Here is a 16,550-nt window from a genome sequence, read left to right on the forward strand (position 1 = left end):
GATTATTTGAAGCCCACGCTGAAGTCGTGACCCCACAGCGACACCGCGGTGCTCTCCCGGGCCACCCAGTCGTCGTCGTTGACTTCGAGTCCCTCGCAACCGAATTCGATGTCGAACCCGCCGGGGGTCTTCATGTAGAACGACAACATCTTGTCGTTGACGTGCCGGCCCAGCGTTGCGGACATCTTCACCTTGCGGCGCAGCGCGCGGTCCAGGCACAGGCCCACGTCGTCGGCCTCGCCGACCTCGACCATGAGGTGGACGATGCCGCTGGGGGTCTCACCGGGCATGAACGCCAGGCTGTGGTGGCGGGGATTGACGCCCAGGAACCGGAGCCAGGCAGGTGCGCCGTCGGCGGGACGGCCGACCAGCTGCGGGGGCAGCTTCATCGAGTCGCGCAGGAAGAATCCGAGCACGTCGCGGTAGAAGTGCAGGGTCTCGGCATCGTCGCGGGTGGTGAGCACGACGTGGCCCAGTCCCTGCTCCTCGGTCACGAACTTGTGCCCGTAGGGGCTGACGACCCGGCGGTGCTCCAACGCGACGCCGTGGAAGACCTCCAGCGTGTTGCCCGACGGATCGTCGAAGACGATCATCTCGTCGACGCGGCGGTCGGCCAACTCGGCCGCGGTGGCCTCCTTGTACGGGGTGCCCTCGACGTCGAGTCGTTGGCGAATGTCCTGAAGCGCAGCCGCATTCGCGGTCTCCCACCCGGACTCCAACAGGCGGTCCTGCTCGCCGGGCACGATGATCAGCCGGGCCGGAAACTCGTCCATACGCAGATAGAGAGCGCCCTCCGGGCTGGCACCGGGCACTCCGCTGCCCTCGACCATGCCCAGGACCTTGAGCCCGTACTCCCGCCACGCGCCGACGTCGGTGGACTCGATGCGCAGGTATCCCAACGACTTGATGGTCACGGCCTCTTCCTCTCCTATCCCGCTCTAGTTCGTGAGGAAATCGATGGTCAGTTTGTTGAACTCGTCGAATTTCTCCAGTTGCGCCCAGTGGCCGCACTGGCCGAAGACGTGCAACTGCACCCGCGGAATCTGCTTGAGCGCGACGAGCGCGCCGTCCAGCGGGTTGACCCGGTCCTCGCGGCCCCAGATGAGCAGTACCCGCTGCCGGAGCTTGTACACGTCACGCCACATCATGCCGAGCTCGAAGTCGGCCCCGGCGAAGGACTTACCCATCGCCTTCGTGGCGGCCAGCGATTCGGGGGTGCTGGCGATCTGGAAGCGCTCCTCGACCAGCTCGGGGGTGATCATGTTCTGGTCGAACACCATGATCCGCAGGAACTTCTCGATGTTCTCGCGAGTGGGATCGGCGGCGAAGCGGCCCAGAAGCTTGACGCCCTCGGTCGGATCCGGCGCGAAGAGGTTGACGCTCAGCCCGCCGGGGCCCATCAGGACGAGCTTGCCGGCGCGCTTGCCGTTGTCGAGCGCGAACCGCACCGCGGTGCCGCCACCGAGCGAATTGCCCACCAGCGCCGCACGTTCGATGCCGAGGTGGTCGAACAGGTTCAGCAGTGCGGTGGCGCTGTAGCGGTTGTACTGCTCGTGCTCGGTGTGTTTGTCGGAGTGCCCGTAACCGGGCTGATCCACGGCCAGCACGTGGAAGTGCTTCGCGAGCACCGGGATGTTGCGGCCGAAGTTGGACCAGCTCGACGCACCGGGACCCCCGCCGTGCAGCAGCACCACCGTCTCGGGGTGCCCGACACCGGCCTCGTGGTAGTGCAGCCGCATGTCCTCACGGACCTGCGCGTAGCGCGAGGTCGACTCGAACGTGATCTCCTGCTGCTGCTCCGTTTCCTGGATGTAGGAGGTCACTAGACCATCGTGTCCTGAGGCGGCAGACCGAACGCGTCGTTACCGAAGATCAGGTACGCGCGCTCGGGCTCGTTCGCGGCGTGAACGCGGCCGGCATGGGCGTCGCGCCAGAACCGCTGCACGGGCTGGTCGAGATTGAGCGCGGTCGCACCGGAGGCCTCGAAGAGCAGGTCGATCGAGGCGATCGCGCGCGCGGTCGCCCGCACCTGGTCGCGGCGGGCGCGGGCCCGCAGCGCGAACGGGATCTCCTGACCCGCCTGCAACAGCTGGTACTCCTCGCTGACGTTGCCGATCAGCTGACGCCAGCCGGCGTCGATGTCGCTGGCGGCCTCGGCAATCCGGATCTTGGCGAACGGGTCCTCCTTGGACTTCTCGCCGGCGAACGCCGCGCGCACGCGCTTGCCCTGATGTTCGACGTGTGCGTCGTACGCGCCATAGGCCATGCCCATGATCGGAGCGCTGATCGTCGTGGGATGCATGGTGCCCCAGGGCATCCGGTACACCGGGGCGGTGTTGTTCTCGTAGCCGCCCGCCGAGCCGTCGTTCATCGCCTTGTAGGACAGGAAGCGGTGGCGCGGCACGAACACGTCCTTGACGACGACGGTGTTGCTGCCGGTCGCCTTGAGCCCCACCACGTTCCACACGTCGTCGATGCGGTAGTCGGTGCGCGGGATCAGGAAGCTGCCGAAGTCGACGGGGCGTCCGTCCTTGATGACGGGGCCACCCAGGAAGGCCCACGTCGCGTGGTCGCAGCCCGAGGACCACTGCCATGCGCCGCTGACGAGGTAGCCGCCGTCGACGACGGTGCCCGCACCCATCGGCGCGTAGGAGGACGACACCCGCACCGTCGGATCGTTGCCCCAGACCTCGTCCTGCGCCTGCTGATCGAACAGGGCCAGATGCCAGTTGTGGACGCCGATGATCGACGACACCCAACCGGTGGAACCGCAGGCGCTCGCGATGCGCCGGACCGCTTCGTAGAAGACGGCGGGATCGCACTGCAGGCCGCCCCACTGCTCGGGCTGGAGAAGCTTGAAGAACCCGACCTCGTCGAGTTCGTTGACGGTCTCGTCGGGGAGGCGCCGCAATTCTTCGGCGGCCGGTGCGCGCTTGGCGATCCGCGGCAGAAGATCGTCGATGCCGGCGAGAACCGACTGCACGTCACGCTGTTCAATGGACGTCACGGATTTGCCTCCCGAGAACTAGGACCTGACATGAGATTAGAACACGTTACGATTTGTGTCGAGTAGCGCGTATCTGTGGGCGCTGGACCTGCGGACATGCATTTCTGTAACCTGTTCTAGTTATCGACTGGTATTCGACACATGGAGCACGAAGGAAGGGCGGATCTTGTGACGGACGTTGCTGCCGACGAACCGCTGGGCAACCACGTGCTCGAACTCGAGATCGCCGAGGTGATCGACGAGACGTCCGACGCCCGCTCGCTGGTGTTCAAGTCTCCCGACGATGCGCCGGTGGCGCCCGAGAAGCTGCGCTACTCCCCGGGACAGTTTTTGACCCTGCGGGTGCCCAGTGACCGGACCGGTTCGGTGGCGCGCTGCTACTCGCTGTGCAGCTCACCGTTCACCGGCGACCCGCTGACCGTGACGATCAAGCGCACCGCCGACGGGTACGCCTCGAACTGGCTGTGCGACAACTCGCACCCGGGCATGAAGATGCACGTGCTGGCGCCGTCGGGAACCTTCGTCCCGAAGGACCTGGACACCGACTTCCTACTGCTCGCCGCCGGCAGCGGCATCACCCCGATGCTGGCCATCCTCAAGTCGGCGCTCAGCGAGGGCAGCGGCAAGGTCGCCCTCGTCTACGCCAACCGGGACGAGAAGTCCGTCATCTTCGCCGAGACGCTGCGCGACCTGATGGCCAAGTATCCCGACCGCCTGACCGCGATCCACTGGCTGGAGTCCGTGCAGGGGCTGCCGAACGTGACCGCCCTGACCGCCCTGTTCGCGCCGTTCGGCGCACGGGAGGCGTTCATCTGCGGCCCCGGGCCGTTCATGGCCGCCGCCGAGGAGGCCCTCACCGCCGCCGGTCTGCCGGCCGACCGCATCCACATCGAGGTGTTCAAGTCGCTGGAGTCGGATCCGTTCGCTGCGATCACCCTCGACGAAGGCGACGGCGACGACGACGAAGGCCCCGCGACGGCGGTCGTGACGCTCGACGGCGAGACCCACGAGGTGTCCTGGCCGCGCAAGGCGAAGCTTCTCGACGTGCTGCTGAACAAGGGCCTCGACGCGCCGTTCTCGTGCCGCGAAGGGCACTGCGGCGCGTGCGCGGTGCTCAAGAAGTCCGGCGACATCGAGATGGAGATCAACGATGTGCTCGAACAGCAGGACCTCGACGAAGGCCTGATCCTGGCCTGTCAGGCGCACCCGCGGACGGATTCAGTCGAAGTCACCTTCGACGAGTAGCGAGGGGATTACCTTCATCACGATGAACCGGCTAGCAACGGCAGGTATGGCGGCACTGGTGCCGACGATGGCGGCGGCACTGACGTGCGCCCCGTCGGCGACGGCGGCGTCGAACACCGGGATGTCCTCGATCAACGTCGACCCCGCCACCCAGATCCAGATGCACATCACCGCCAACTGCGTGCCCGCAGAAGGCAAGTGCTACTTCAACACCTCGGCGAACCTGATGACGCCCAACGGGCCCACCGGGTTCCCCGGCGACACCTGGTCGCGTCAGACGGTCACGCTGCGCAGTTCGGACCGCAACGTCTACCAGGAAGCCTGGTACAGCGCACCGGCGGGCGTGCCGCGGGAACTCAAGGGCGCCAACCACAACAACGTGCTGTCCAAGCTCTACAAGGGTCTGCGTGACGTCGAGATCTCCGTGACGGCGTTCGGCGGCGGCCCCCCGCAGCGCTACACCACCGACGGCGATTCCCGGCCGCTGGAGTGGAGCACCGGCCAGCCGGCGATGGGTGCCGACTTCATCGCGTGCTCACAGATCCAGGTGGTCTACAGCGGCGTGAACCTGACCACGCCGACGGCCTGCGCGCAGACGACATTCGGCTAGGCCGGGTTCTGCAGCCGCAGGCCGTTCCCGCCCATCGGCACGGCCAGGACGTCGGCGCGGGTGTACTCGTTGAACAGATGCACCTCGTCCCAGGCGAAATCGGTGAGGTCGTGCAGCGGGACCGCACGGCCGCCGTCCCGGACGGTCGCGAGTTCGGCCTCCAGTGGATCCTCCCCGGAGCCGGAGAACGGACTGCGGGCCGTGGCCGGCAACGCACACCACAGCGCGACACAGATCGTGCGCACACGCCGGCTCATGAGCCACCCACATTCGGAGAGGGGGCCCGGTACTTCTGCAGGATCTCGTCGAGCCGCGCATCTACTGCTCCGGCGTCGGCGGAGGCTCGCCGGGCGGGCCCTGCGTGAACGCCTGCCCTCCGAGCATCTGGTATTCGCCTGCCAGCCGGGCGATCTCGGCGCCGACCACGGTGAGCTGACCGTTGGACGCCGAGACGACCTCCTCGACGCGACCGAGGCCGGCCTGCGCGATCGGCAGCATCATCTGGTCGCCCATCGCGGTCGGCGGGACCGAGCCGGCGGCCGCAAGCACCCAGTCGCGCACGTCGTCGAGGTCACGGCGACCCGCCGAAACGATGTCGGCCGAGCGGTCGACCTGCTGAGCCAACTGCCGGTCCAGCTCGGCCATCCGGCCGAGGAGCCCGGCGTGCTCGACGTTGACCGCGCGGTAGGCGGCGGCCGCACCACCCGACCAGCGCGACTCGGGTTCGGCGGACTCCGCCTCGGCGCGCAGCCTGGCCAACTCGGCGCTCTGATCGAAGCCTGATCCGGGTTGCGGCGCGCCCTCACCGAACGTCTGCCGTGCCTTCGACCACGTCGACAGGAAAGCACCGAGAACCGCAGACACGTCCTCGATTATCTATCGGCCGGACATGGCCTCCGGACACCAGTTTGTCAGCGCGGCAGGCCGAGAAGACGTTCGCCCGCCATCGTCAGCAGGATCTGCTCGGTGCCGCCGGCGATGGTCAGGCAGCGGGTGTTGAGGAAGTCGTGCACCTGCTGGTTCTCCAGTGCGCCGGCGCCGTCGGAGAGGTCCATCCGGAACTCCGCGAGCGCCTGCCGGTACCGGACACCGATCAGCTTGCGCGCGCTCGCCTGCGCCCCGGGGTCCCGGCCCTCGACCGCGAGCTGGGCGATGCGCTGGTCGAGCAGCGATCCGACCTGCGCGGTGACGATCAACTGACCGAGCTGATCCTGGTGCGCCGCATCGAGTCCCAGCACCCCACCCTTGGTCGAGACGACCTGCAGCAACTCCTCCATCGGATTGCCCAGCGCAGTGCCCTGCGCCATCGCCACACGCTCGTTGGCCAGCGTGGTGCGTGCCAGCCGCCAGCCGTCGTTGACCTCCCCGACGACCATCTCGTCGGGCACGAAGACATCGTCGAAGAAGACCTCGTTGAACAGTTCGTCACCGGTGATCTCGCGCAGTGGCCGGATCACGATGCCGGGGCTCTTCATGTCGATCAGGAAGTATGTGATGCCCTTGTGTTTCGGCGCCTCGGCGTCCGTCCGGGCCAGGCACACCCCCCAGTGCGCCTTCTGCGCGGCCGAGGTCCACACCTTCTGGCCCGTGAGCTTCCAGCCGCCGTCCACGCGGACGGCCTTCATCCTCAGCGCCGCCAGGTCCGAACCGGCTCCGGGCTCGCTGAACAGCTGGCACCACTGCAGCTCACCACGCAGCGTCGTCGGCACGAACTGCTCGACCTGCTCGGCGCTGCCGTGCTCGAGGATCGTCGGGACGGCCCACCAGCCGATGACCAGATCGGGACGAACGACTCCCGCCGACGCGAGCTCCTGGTCGATGAGCAGCTGCTCGGCCGGTCCCGCCGCGCGCCCGTAGGGCTTCGGCCAGTGCGGCGCCAGCAGGCCGGTCTCGGCGAAGGCGACCTGGCGTTTCTCCTGCGGCGCCGCGGCGATCTCGGCGACCGCGGCAGCGATCTCGGGGCGCAGGTCGGCCACCGACTCCAGGTCGATGTGCAGATCGCGACGCACCCCCTGTTCGGTCAGCGTGGCCACGCGGCGCAACCACCGGGACCGTCCGCCGAGGAACTGGGCGATGCCGTAGGCCCGGCGCAGGTACAGGTGGGCGTCGTGCTCCCACGTGATCCCGATACCGCCGAGCACCTGGATGCAGTCCTTGGCGTTGGCCTTGGCGGCCTCGATGCCGACCGACGCGGCGAGCGCGGCCGCAATGGACAGCTGATCGCTGCCGGCGTCGGCATCGGAGGCGGCGCGGGCGGCATCGGATGCGGCGACGGAGGCCTGCTCGGAACGCAGCAGCATCTCGGCGCACATGTGCTTGATGGCCTGGAAGCTGCCGATCGGCTTGCCGAACTGTTCGCGAACCTTCGCGTACTCGGTGGCGGTGTCGAGCAGCCGGCGGGCCAATCCGGCGGCCTCGGCGGCCGCCAGTGTCGCGGCGAGATCCAGGACGCGCTGCGCGGTGACGGTCAGGGCTTCGGCGGGCGCGTCGTCGAGAACGACGCGGGCCAGGGGGCGGCTGAAGTCGGTCGCCTTCACGGGTTCGACGGTCACGCCGTCGGCCTGCGCGTCGATCAGCAGCCACGTGTCACCGGCGGGCAGCAGCAGGACCCCGGCGGCGTCCGCGCCCAGGACGACGGGCGCGCTGCCCGACGCCCGGCCGTCGGCGACCGTCACGTCGGCCTCCAGCGTTACACCCGCCGTGCGCTGCCCCGTGGCCAGCGCTTCGAGCAGGCCGGCCTGTGAATCCGGCAACACCAGGGTCGCCAGCGCGGTGGTGAGCACAGGCCCCGGCACCATGGCGGCCGCGGCCTCGGCGACCATCGCGGCCAGGTCGGACACCGTTCCGTCGGCGCCGCCGTGCTCCTCGGGAAGGGCGACACCGAAGATCCCTAGTTCGGCCAGGCTGCCGTACGGGGCCCGCCACGCGTCGGTGTTCCCGTGCTCGATGTCACGCGCGGCCTCGACCGCTCCCGACGCAGCGGCCCAGCTCCGAACCAGTTCGCGGGCATCGGACTGGTCGTCGGTGAGGGTCGCCGTCGAGGGTGCGGGCACCGGTACTCCTAGGATTGGGCGAGAAGACGGTGCTTCTCACTAGAACGTGTTCTAATAGTGCCAGCGTCCGACCGTCAAGTCGACCGCCATCGCAGCAGGGCACGCCGGTGTCTCCGCGACACGGAGGTGAGAAATTCGTGACTGGCATGCGTATCGTTTTCACCGAGAACGCATCACAAAGGAGCCATCCGTCGCATGTCTGGGACGTCCGAGTTGTCTGAGATGAGCACTGACAAGTCACCGACGTCAGCTCGCACCTCCGCCGAGTCCCGACCACGTCAGGTCATGAACGTGGCGGTCCTCGCCGAATCCGAACTCGGTTCCGAAGCCCAGCGCGAGCGACGCAAGCGAATCCTCGACGCCACCCTGGCGATCGCGTCGAAGGGCGGCTACGAGGCCGTCCAGATGCGGGCCGTGGCCGAGCGGGCGGACGTCGCCGTCGGCACGCTCTACCGCTACTTCCCGTCGAAGGTCCACCTGCTGGTGTCGGCGCTGGGCCGCGAGTTCGAGCGCATCGACGCCAAGACCGACCGCGCCACGCTGGCCGCCGGCGCCACCGCCTATCAGCGGCTCAACATCATGGTCGGCAAGCTCAACCGAGCGATGCAGCGCAACCCGCTGCTCACCGAGGCGATGACGCGCGCGTTCGTCTTCGCCGATGCGTCGGCGGCGGGCGAGGTCGATCACGTCGGCAAGCTGATGGACTCGATGTTCGCCCGGGCGATGAGCGACGGCGAACCGACCGAGGACCAGTACCACATCGCGCGGGTCATCTCAGACGTGTGGCTGTCGAACCTGCTGGCCTGGCTGACCCGGCGCGCCTCGGCGACCGACGTCGCCAAGCGGCTGGACCTGGCTGTGCGGCTGCTCATCGGAGACGGCGACCAACCTAAGATCTGAAGGCGTGACCGACCTGCCGCCCGACCTGCTGGATGCCCTGAACGCGGCGGCGACGACGCCCCGACTGCTGGTCACCTCCGACTTCGACGGCACGCTCGCGCCGATCGTGAGCAATCCCGCCGACGCCCGCCCCCTGCCCGCAGCGGCCGACGCCCTCGTCACGCTCGCCGCGCTCACTGACACATCGGCCGCGTTGATATCCGGACGCGCACTCGCGACGCTGCGCGAGCTGTCGGGAATGCCGTCGACCGTCCACCTCGTGGGCAGTCACGGCGCCGAGTTCGCCTCCGGGTTCGCCCACGACATCGACCGCGAGCTCCTGGACCGGATCACGACCGGGCTGGAGCAGATCGCGGCGGACAAGCCGGGCGTGACCGTCGAGACGAAACCCGCCAGCGTCGCGCTGCACGTGCGCAACGCGTCGGCGTCCGACGGCGACGCGGCGCTGGCGGCAGCATGGGACGCCGCACCCGGCTGGGACGCCCACGTGACGACGGGCAAGGCCGTGCTCGAGTTCGCAGTCCTCGACACCGACAAGGGCGAAGCGGTCGACGTGCTGCGTGGCGAATTGGACGCGACGGCCGTGGTGTTCTTCGGCGACGACGTCACCGACGAGAAAGCCTTTGCGCGGCTGCGCGATTCCGACATCGGGGTGAAGGTCGGCCCCGGCGACACCGCGGCCACCTACCGGGTGGATTCACCCGACGACGTCGCGGCCGCGCTGCGCCACCTTGCGGACGCCCGCGCCGGTATTGCCTGATCGGCAACATCATTTGCAGATCCGCCGCCGGCGAATGACCCTGGGGTCATGACTGATTCCAGTGATACCCCACAGGCCACCGCGCTCGCCACGGAGTGGGACGAGCGGTACACCAGCCTCGCGGACAGGATTCCGGACGGCAGGCCGAGCGCGGTGCTGATCGAGGTCGCCCAGAGCCTGGCTCCGGGCACCGCGCTGGACGTCGGGTGCGGCGTCGGCGCCGACGCGAATTGGCTTGCCACACAGGGCTGGACGACGACGGCGCTCGACGTGTCGCAGGTTGCGCTCGATCGGGCCGCGCGGCGTTCGCGAACTTCGGGCGTCCACGTCAACTGGATCTGCGGCCGGCTGGAGGATCTGACGCCACCGCCCGGCGGTTTCGACCTCGTGGCCGCGCACTATCCGGCGCTGCGGCACGCCCCCGGCGACCCCGCCCAGCGTGCGCTGCTGGCCGCCGTCGCGCCGGGCGGCACCCTGCTCGTCGTGCACCATGCCGACATCGATGTCGCGACGGCGAAGGCACACGGCTTCGATCCCGCCGACTTCGTCGGCCACGACGACCTCACCGAATTCCTCGCTGCCGTCAATGCTTCCGATGCTTCCGGTGACGAATGGGACGTGACCGTCCAGCGCCGGCGCCCGCGTGACGTCCCCGCGGGCATCGACGGGCAGCACACCCACGACGACGTCCTGCGCGCGCGTCGCCGCGCACCCGCCGACCAGGCCTAGGCGGGCGGGCCCGACGTGCGGCCCCGCACCACCTCGGTGTCGAGCACCTCGACCACGGGCAGGCCGCTGCGCGGCGGATGGTGCAGGAGTTCCCCTGCGCGGCGGCCTTTTTCGATGCTGGGCTGCACCACGGTGGTCAGACCGCGCTGGCGCGCCTCGGGGATGCCGTCGAACCCGGTCACCGTCATCTGTCCGGGCACGTAGATGCCGCGCGCCCGCAGGTGATCCATCGCCGAGAGCGCCAGCACGTCGGCGGTGCACATCAGCGCGGTGATCCGCGGGTTGGCCTCCAGCGCCACGTCGGCGCCGCGCCCGCCCGACGTCGGACGGTGCTCGTAGCTTTCGACGACGGTCAGCGACCCCGGATCCAGACCGGCCGCCGACATCGCGTCGTACACCCCGCGGATACGTTCGTTCTGCACGTGGAAGTGCGGCGTCCGCAGGCGCTGCGGGTCGGCCAGGGCGGGGCCGGGGCCTCCGTGCGGCCAGTCGCGACCCAGCCGCATCGTGAGCAGACCGATTTCGCGGTGGCCCAGGTCGAGGACGTGCTCGGCGAGCTTGCGCATCGCGGCGCGGTCGTCGATGCCGATGCAGGACGCTCCGGCGACGTCCTTGGGCTGGTCGACCACGACCACGGGCAGGTGGCGCTGGAGGACCGCGGGTAGGTACGGGTCGTCGTCGGACGCCGAGTAGACGACGAAGCCGTCGACCCCGGCGGCCAGCACGGCGGCCGACCCGTCGGCCACGCTGCGGTTGGGCCCGACGGCGACGAGCAGCAGGCCCTGCCCCACCGCCTCGCACGACTCGGCAAGTCCGGCAACGAAATCGAGCGCCGCCGGATCGCTGAACGAGTAGTTCAGCGGCTCGGTGATCACGAGACCGACCGCACCGGCCCGGCGGGTGCGCAGCGAGCGCGCCACGGGGTCCGGTCCGGGATAGCCGAGCCGCTTGGCGGTGGAGAGCACCCGTTCGCGCAACTCGGCCGACAGCTGGTCGGGCCGGTTGTAGGCGTTGGAGACGGTGGTGCGCGAGACCTTGAGTTCCGCGGCGAGGGAAGCCAGGGTCGCACGCCGTCGGGGCGTCGGACTCCTGGACATGCCCTCTGACGTTAGTGGATGGCCTGCCCGGCAGCCTCTCGCCGGGCCGGGCGTGGCGTCCTGACCCCCGCCCAGACCAGCAGCCACACCGCGCAGGCGATCGTGACGATCACGAAACTGGGCGGCAGGTTGAACATCGCCGACAGCGCCAGGCCCGCCCACACGGAGCCCAGGCCGATGACCGCGGACACGACCATCGCGACGACCGGCCGCGCCGTCAGCATCAACGCCGTGGCCGCGGGCGTGACGACGAGGGCGAACAGCAGCAGGGTGCCGACGGCCTGCACGGCCATCGTGACCGTCAGCCCGAGCAGGACCATGAACCCGATCGACAACGCCCGCACCGGGACCCCCTTGGCCTCAGCGACTTTGCTGTTCACCGAGGTGAAGAGCAGCGGGCGGTAGATGAACGCGACGCTGGCCGCGGTCAGCACCAGCAGGGCGAAGAAGGACAGCAGCTGCTGGGAGGTGATCGCCAGCAGGTTGCCGAACAACACGTTCGTCAGCGTCGACGAGTTGCGAGTGGCCAGGGAGTTGAAGAACAGGCCGAGACCGGTCGCGAAGGCCAGCACCGTACCGGTCGCGACCTCCCGGTCGGCGGCCCGTTTACCGAGGGCCCCGATCACCAGCGCGCCCCCGATGCAGAACACCCCCAGGCCCACCGCGGCGGGCAGGCCGATCAGCACCGCCCCCGTGGCGCCCGGGAGCCCGATGTGGGCGAGGGCGTGGGCGGCGAACGCGGAGTGCCGCACGACGATGAAGTAGCCCATCAGACCCGCGGCGAGCGCGACGATGGTTCCGCCGATCCAGGCGTTGCGCATGAACGACGAACCCAGGATGTGCAGCCAGTTGCTCTGGTACCCCATCGCGACGACGGTGTGCGTCATCCGCCGCTCCGCATGTACAGCTCGCCCTGAAGGGTGTGTGCCACCTGGATCTTCGTGCCGTACATGTGTGTGAGCAGCTGCGAGTCGACCACCTTGTCCAGCTCGGCGTGGTGGGCGTGCCCGTCGAGGAGGTAGACGGCGCTGTCGAGGACTCCCAGCAGCGGGTTGAGGTCGTGGGCGACCACGAGGATGGTGACGCCGAGTTCCCGCTTCAACCGTGCGAGCACCGCCACGATGTCGTGCTGGTTGCGCAGGTCGAGCGAGGCGAGCGGTTCGTCGAGGATGAGCATCTTCGGGCGCGCCACCAGCGCGCTCGCCAGGGCGATCCGCTGCCGCTGTCCGCCCGAGAGATCCGAAAGCCGGCGGTCGGCGAGTTCGACCGCGTCGACCCAGCCCAGCGCCTCCTCGACGCGCCTCCTGTCCTCGGCGCTGGTGCGGCCGAAGCCCCACCGCCGGCCCGTCAGGCCCAGCAGAACGGCATCGCGCGCGCGGATCGCCTCGTTGGCGTTCGCATCGTAATTCTGTGGCACGTAGCCGATTTCGTCGTTGTCGGCACCGGGCCGCCGGCCGTGGACGCGCACGGTGCCCGACGACACCGGCAGCAGCCCCAGGATCACCTGCAGCAGCGTGGTCTTGCCTGCGCCGTTGGGGCCGATGACCGCGACGAAGCGGCCGGGTTCGACCTCGAACGTCGACTCGGACCAGACGACGCGACCACCACGTTCGACACTGGCGTCGTCGAAGGACAGCGCGGGAGCGGCCTCAGGTTGCGACACCGAAGGCCTTGGCCAGGGACTGTAGTTGCGCCACCTGCCAATCCTGGAACGTTTTCGCCTCGGGCGGCAACGTTTCGGTCACCTCGACGACCGGAACTCCGGCCTGCTCGGCGGCCGCGCGGATCTGTTCGGGCACCGAGCCCTCGGTCTGGGTGTTGTAGATCAGCACGTCGGCCCCCCGCCCGGACAGCAGGGCCAGGAACGCGTCGAGGTCGGCCGGGGACGGCTCACTCTCGTTGGCCGCCGCGGCCCGATAGCCCGCCGGGGTCCGGTCGGCCAGGCCCAGTGCGGCGGCCATGTCGTCGAACACGCTCTCGGTGGCCGCGAAGCTGCGACCCGGCGCGCCGGCTTTGATGGCGGCGATGGCGTCGTCGTAGGGCTTCATCGACTCGTCGAACTCGGTGTGGCGTTCGGCGAAGTAGCCGGCGGCATCGGCCGACAGCGCGCTCAGCCGGCTCGTGACCTCCTCGGCGACGGCCCTGACCGCCTCGGGCTTGTACCAGACGTGGGGGTTGGCCTCGCCGGCGTGGTCGTGCTCCTCGGCGTGCTCGTGGCCCGCCTCGCCGCCGTGGTCGTGTTCCTCGTCGGCGTGGCCGCCGCTGAGCTCCACGGCGTTGACCACGGGCGCGTCGGGTGCCGACGTCGAGGCCAGCTTCGCGGCCCATTCGTCGTAATGCCCGCCGTTGACGACGACCAGCTGAGCCCCCTCGAAGGCGACCGCGTCGGACGGCGCGGGTTCGTAGTCGTGCGGATCCACCGATGAACTGGCCAGCACTGTCGTCACGTCAGCGCAGGCGCCACCGAGCTGGGAGACGATGTCGCCCCACTGGTCGACGCTGACGACCACGGTGACCGGGGTGCCCGGGCAGTCGCCCTGGGAGGCCGGCGCCGATTCGGCGTTCTCGGCACCGCCGCAGGCGCTCAGCGCGAAGGGCAGGGACACGGCGAGGGCCATCGCGGCGGAACGCACCGCCCGGGTCGATCTGATCACCTCGCAACGATAACCGTTTTCATTACCAAACGCACATCGGATTCAGTGCGACTGGATTTATTGATAATGATTATCATTAAGGCATGCCCCCCACCTCGATCTCGCCACTTCCCGTCACCGTCCTGTCCGGCTTCCTCGGCGCCGGGAAGACCACCCTGCTCAACCACATCCTCGCCAACCGCGACGGCCGCAAGGTCGCGGTGATCGTCAACGACATGAGCGAGGTCAACATCGATGCCGCGCTGATCGCCGGGCAGGGCCATCTCGATCGCACGCAGGAGAAGCTCGTCGAACTCACCAACGGCTGCATCTGCTGCACGCTGCGTGAGGACCTCATCGAGGCGGTCGGCGCGCTGGCCCGCCAGGGGCGGTTCGACCACCTCGTCATCGAATCCACCGGGATCTCCGAACCGATGCCCGTCGCGGCGACGTTCAGCTGGCAATTCGAGGACGGATCCAGCCTGGGCGAGCATGCCCGCCTTGACACGCTGGTGACCGTGGTCGACGCGTCGACGTTCCTGACCGAGATCGCCCGGGGCGAGGCACTCGCCGACCGCGACCTGGCCGCCGCAGACGGCGATGCGCGCAGTATCGCCGACCTCCTCGTGGACCAGGTGGAGTTCGCCGACGTGATCCTGGTGAACAAGACCGACCTGGTGAGTGCCGCGACCCTCGGGGCGGTGGAGACGCTGGTGCGCCGGCTGAACCCGCGGGCCGGGCTGATCCGCACCGACCACGGCGTCGTCGACCTCGCCCGGGTGCTCGACACCGGCCTGTTCGATCCGGTGGCGGCGGCCGAGGCGCCGGGGTGGGACGAGGAGATCGCCGACGGCCACACCCCCGAAACAGAGGAGTACGGCATCAGCTCGATGACGTTCCGCGCCGACCGGCCGTTCCACCCGCAGCGTCTCGGCGACGCGTTGGGGCAGATGACCCGGGTGCTGCGCAGCAAGGGATTCTGCTGGGTCGCGAGCCGTCCGTCGATCGCAGCCCTCTGGTCGCAGGCGGGCCCGAACCTCGTGATCGAGCCGGCCCAGTACTGGGAGGCGACCGAGATCGCCCCGGGCCAGGAGATCGTGCTGATCGGGGTGCGGCTCGACCGCGAGCGCGTGCGGGAGCTGCTGGCGGGGGCACTCCTCACCGATGCCGAGTTCGCGCAGGGGCCGCAGGCCTGGACCGGCTATCCCGACCCGCTGCCGGCCTGGGGGGTCACGCACAGCCACTCCCACTGACCGCGACGACCACGGCGTGCCCGGCCGCTGCGGTCAGCGGTCCGGGCACGCCGGCGGTCACGGGGTCAGTGGTCGTGACCGACCGCCCCGCTGAGCTCGTTGGGCGCCTGCTCCAGGGTCACGGAGTCGGCGACGCGTGCCGAGGCCAGATCGACGAGGTGGATCTGCCTGGTCGCCGGATCCGCCACGTACACGGAGTTCTCCCGGGTGAAGACGGTCGGACGCGGTTCCTGCCAGTCGTCGGGCTCGCTCCACGCGCCGGTGACGTCGACAGCCTTGATCTGGGCACCGGTCACCGGGTCGAAGACGTAGAGCTTGCCGTCCGTGCCGAGGATCAACGCCTCGCCCTGCGGGCCGCGTGCCAGCGACCGGAACGTGTAGCTCACCGAGGGTGGCAGCGCCACGACCCTGAGCTGATCGGTGGTGGTGTCGATCAGCGCGAACCGCTCGGGTCGTTCCAGCTCGGCATCGGGGTCGATCTTCATGTCCCCCAAGGCAACCGGAGAATCCTCGTGACCCCTCAGGTTGCCGATCCGGCCGTACGGGGTGGGGCTGGGGATCTTGGTGAACCGGCCGTCGGCGTAGACCAGCGCCCCCGTCTCGCAGCCGAGCACGACGGCCTCGTCGGCGACGACGGTCTCCCCGTGCAGGCCCGGGCAGTCGTCGTTGCGGGCGATCTCCCGATCCCCCTGCATCGCCACGGCGCCGGTGCGCTTGTCGGGATCGCCGAGGCTGTGCACCAGGGTTCCGTCCGACAGGATGACCGCGACCCCGTGGTGGGGCTGGGGCGTGGTGAACGTCTGCGTCTGCGGCATCCCGTCGGCCAGGGCGTGGGGGTCGAACGCGGTGATCTCACCCGTGCCGTCGGCGAAGAGGACCGTGTTCTCGCCATGGGGCACCACGTGACCCGCTTCGTCGGCGGGGAAGGTGTCCTCGGTCAGCTGCCCGCCGGCCGCGTCGAGGACGCGGAAACCCTCGTCGGTGGTCACCAGGACGTGAGCGTCGTCGCCGGCGGGGTTGACACGCAGGAAGCCGTCGAGCGGGATGTCCTGTTCGACGTCCAACGTCGTGCCGTCGAGGACGTAGAGTCCGCCGTCGTAGGTGGCGACCAGAGGCTCTGCGATCGGCGCGCTCTGCGCCTGGGTCTCCAGCGTGCCGAGGTTCTCCCCGGAGTTCTCGCCGGACGAGCAGGCGGTCAGTGCCGCCGCCGCACAGGACAGCGCTCCGACGCGGTACAGCCACCGCGGTTGGGACATGTTGGCT

General features: G+C 69.2%; 17 protein-coding genes. 6 read left to right on the forward strand and 11 right to left on the reverse strand.

The genetic code is table 11. From position 1 onward, the window contains the following. Window positions 1–2: 2 nt before the first annotated feature. The 3 genes from hsaC to hsaA are packed head-to-tail and all read right to left on the reverse strand — an operon-like array spanning window position 3 to window position 3,007. Window positions 3–914, reverse strand: a complete 912-nt coding sequence (gene hsaC, locus FHR72_RS17545; protein WP_183470382.1) for an iron-dependent extradiol dioxygenase HsaC — start codon at window positions 912–914, stop codon at window positions 3–5. A gap of 24 nt (window positions 915–938) precedes the next feature. Next, window positions 939–1,823: a 4,5:9,10-diseco-3-hydroxy-5,9,17-trioxoandrosta-1(10),2-diene-4-oate hydrolase gene (gene hsaD, locus FHR72_RS17550; RefSeq protein ID WP_183470384.1), complete on the reverse strand. Its 885-nt coding sequence runs from the start codon at window positions 1,821–1,823 to the stop codon at window positions 939–941. Continuing rightward, window positions 1,823–3,007, reverse strand: a complete 1,185-nt coding sequence (gene hsaA, locus FHR72_RS17555) for a 3-hydroxy-9,10-secoandrosta-1,3,5(10)-triene-9,17-dione monooxygenase oxygenase subunit (protein ID WP_183470386.1) — start codon at window positions 3,005–3,007, stop codon at window positions 1,823–1,825. The genes hsaD and hsaA overlap by 1 nt, the downstream gene beginning before the upstream one ends. A 141-nt stretch (window positions 3,008–3,148) precedes the next feature. On the opposite strand from hsaA, the gene FHR72_RS17560 reads away from it, so the two are divergent. Both FHR72_RS17560 and FHR72_RS17565 read left to right on the forward strand, forming a co-directional pair. Then, entirely contained in the window at window positions 3,149–4,252 is a 1,104-nt protein-coding gene (locus FHR72_RS17560) for a ferredoxin--NADP reductase (RefSeq protein ID WP_221193826.1), read from the forward strand. Between the two features lie 22 nt (window positions 4,253–4,274). Beyond that, entirely contained in the window at window positions 4,275–4,862 is a 588-nt protein-coding gene (locus FHR72_RS17565; protein ID WP_183470390.1) for a hypothetical protein, read from the forward strand. On the opposite strand, the gene FHR72_RS17570 is transcribed toward FHR72_RS17565, so the two are convergent. The 3 genes from FHR72_RS17570 to FHR72_RS17580 all read right to left on the reverse strand — a co-directional run bounded on the left by FHR72_RS17570 (window position 4,859) and on the right by FHR72_RS17580 (window position 7,915). Then, window positions 4,859–5,119 carry a hypothetical protein gene (locus FHR72_RS17570; protein ID WP_183470392.1) on the reverse strand — a complete coding sequence of 87 codons (261 nt, stop codon included), beginning with the start codon at window positions 5,117–5,119 and terminating at the stop codon, window positions 4,859–4,861. The two genes, FHR72_RS17565 and FHR72_RS17570, sit on opposite strands and share 4 nt — an antisense overlap. 61 nt (window positions 5,120–5,180) lie before the next feature. After that, window positions 5,181–5,726 carry an EspA/EspE family type VII secretion system effector gene (locus tag FHR72_RS17575; protein ID WP_183470394.1) on the reverse strand — a complete coding sequence of 182 codons (546 nt, stop codon included), beginning with the start codon at window positions 5,724–5,726 and terminating at the stop codon, window positions 5,181–5,183. A 47-nt stretch (window positions 5,727–5,773) separates the two neighbouring features. Further along, window positions 5,774–7,915 (reverse strand): acyl-CoA dehydrogenase family protein, encoded by a 2,142-nt coding sequence (locus FHR72_RS17580; protein WP_183470396.1) that lies wholly within the window; start codon window positions 7,913–7,915, stop codon window positions 5,774–5,776. 222 nt (window positions 7,916–8,137) lie between these two features. On the opposite strand from FHR72_RS17580, the gene kstR reads away from it, so the two are divergent. Genes kstR through FHR72_RS17595 form a run of 3 tightly spaced genes read left to right on the forward strand, consistent with a single transcriptional unit; the run spans window position 8,138 to window position 10,304 of the window. Next, a complete protein-coding gene (kstR, locus tag FHR72_RS17585; protein WP_183470405.1) occupies window positions 8,138–8,815 on the forward strand; it encodes a cholesterol catabolism transcriptional regulator KstR in 678 nt (225 codons plus the stop codon). A gap of 4 nt (window positions 8,816–8,819) precedes the next feature. Then, window positions 8,820–9,575 carry a trehalose-phosphatase gene (gene otsB / locus FHR72_RS17590; protein ID WP_183470414.1) on the forward strand — a complete coding sequence of 252 codons (756 nt, stop codon included), beginning with the start codon at window positions 8,820–8,822 and terminating at the stop codon, window positions 9,573–9,575. 48 nt (window positions 9,576–9,623) lie between these two features. Further along, on the forward strand, window positions 9,624–10,304 hold the full coding sequence (locus tag FHR72_RS17595; RefSeq protein WP_183470416.1) for a class I SAM-dependent methyltransferase: 681 nt from the start codon (window positions 9,624–9,626) through the stop codon (window positions 10,302–10,304). On the opposite strand, the gene FHR72_RS17600 is transcribed toward FHR72_RS17595, so the two are convergent. The 4 genes from FHR72_RS17600 to FHR72_RS17615 are packed head-to-tail and all read right to left on the reverse strand — an operon-like array spanning window position 10,301 to window position 14,019. After that, window positions 10,301–11,401, reverse strand: coding sequence for an Rv3575c family transcriptional regulator (locus tag FHR72_RS17600; RefSeq protein ID WP_183470418.1), 1,101 nt, complete (start codon window positions 11,399–11,401; stop codon window positions 10,301–10,303). The genes FHR72_RS17595 and FHR72_RS17600 overlap by 4 nt on opposite strands. An 11-nt stretch (window positions 11,402–11,412) precedes the next feature. Then, window positions 11,413–12,288, reverse strand: coding sequence for a metal ABC transporter permease (locus FHR72_RS17605; protein WP_183470420.1), 876 nt, complete (start codon window positions 12,286–12,288; stop codon window positions 11,413–11,415). Further along, window positions 12,285–13,064, reverse strand: a complete 780-nt coding sequence (locus FHR72_RS17610) for a metal ABC transporter ATP-binding protein (protein WP_183470422.1) — start codon at window positions 13,062–13,064, stop codon at window positions 12,285–12,287. The genes FHR72_RS17605 and FHR72_RS17610 overlap by 4 nt, the downstream gene beginning before the upstream one ends. Beyond that, window positions 13,051–14,019, reverse strand: a complete 969-nt coding sequence (locus FHR72_RS17615; RefSeq protein ID WP_183470767.1) for a metal ABC transporter solute-binding protein, Zn/Mn family — start codon at window positions 14,017–14,019, stop codon at window positions 13,051–13,053. Before FHR72_RS17615 ends, FHR72_RS17610 begins: the two co-directional genes overlap by 14 nt. A 119-nt stretch (window positions 14,020–14,138) precedes the next feature. Here FHR72_RS17615 and FHR72_RS17620 point away from each other — a divergent pair, with 119 nt between their 5' ends. Further along, the gene (locus FHR72_RS17620; RefSeq protein WP_183470424.1) at window positions 14,139–15,287 is read left to right on the forward strand and encodes a GTP-binding protein; all 1,149 of its coding nucleotides are present in this window, start codon (window positions 14,139–14,141) and stop codon (window positions 15,285–15,287) included. Window positions 15,288–15,352: 65 nt separating this feature from the next. Here FHR72_RS17620 and aztD read toward each other — a convergent pair whose 3' ends face one another. Beyond that, window positions 15,353–16,543: a zinc metallochaperone AztD gene (aztD, locus tag FHR72_RS17625; RefSeq protein ID WP_183470426.1), complete on the reverse strand. Its 1,191-nt coding sequence runs from the start codon at window positions 16,541–16,543 to the stop codon at window positions 15,353–15,355. Between the last annotated feature and the right edge of the window lie 7 nt (window positions 16,544–16,550).

Origin of the sequence: Mycolicibacterium iranicum, assembly GCF_014190915.1 — a bacterium.
GTDB lineage: Bacteria > Actinomycetota > Actinomycetes > Mycobacteriales > Mycobacteriaceae > Mycobacterium > Mycobacterium iranicum_B.

Excerpts from the sequence above, each read along its gene's own strand:
- FHR72_RS17560 (WP_221193826.1), top strand. The coding sequence starts at position 3,149 with ATGGAGCACGAAGGAAGGGCGGATCTTGTGACGGACGTTGCTGCCGAC.
- FHR72_RS17565 (WP_183470390.1), top strand. The coding sequence starts at position 4,275 with ATGAACCGGCTAGCAACGGCAGGTATGGCGGCACTGGTGCCGACGATG.
- FHR72_RS17570 (WP_183470392.1), bottom strand. The coding sequence starts at position 5,119 with ATGAGCCGGCGTGTGCGCACGATCTGTGTCGCGCTGTGGTGTGCGTTG.
- kstR (WP_183470405.1), top strand. The coding sequence starts at position 8,138 with ATGAGCACTGACAAGTCACCGACGTCAGCTCGCACCTCCGCCGAGTCC.
- FHR72_RS17595 (WP_183470416.1), top strand. The coding sequence starts at position 9,624 with ATGACTGATTCCAGTGATACCCCACAGGCCACCGCGCTCGCCACGGAG.
- FHR72_RS17600 (WP_183470418.1), bottom strand. The coding sequence starts at position 11,401 with ATGTCCAGGAGTCCGACGCCCCGACGGCGTGCGACCCTGGCTTCCCTC.
- FHR72_RS17605 (WP_183470420.1), bottom strand. The coding sequence starts at position 12,288 with ATGACGCACACCGTCGTCGCGATGGGGTACCAGAGCAACTGGCTGCAC.
- FHR72_RS17615 (WP_183470767.1), bottom strand. The coding sequence starts at position 14,019 with ATGGCCCTCGCCGTGTCCCTGCCCTTCGCGCTGAGCGCCTGCGGCGGT.
- FHR72_RS17620 (WP_183470424.1), top strand. The coding sequence starts at position 14,139 with ATGCCCCCCACCTCGATCTCGCCACTTCCCGTCACCGTCCTGTCCGGC.
- aztD (WP_183470426.1), bottom strand. The coding sequence starts at position 16,543 with ATGTCCCAACCGCGGTGGCTGTACCGCGTCGGAGCGCTGTCCTGTGCG.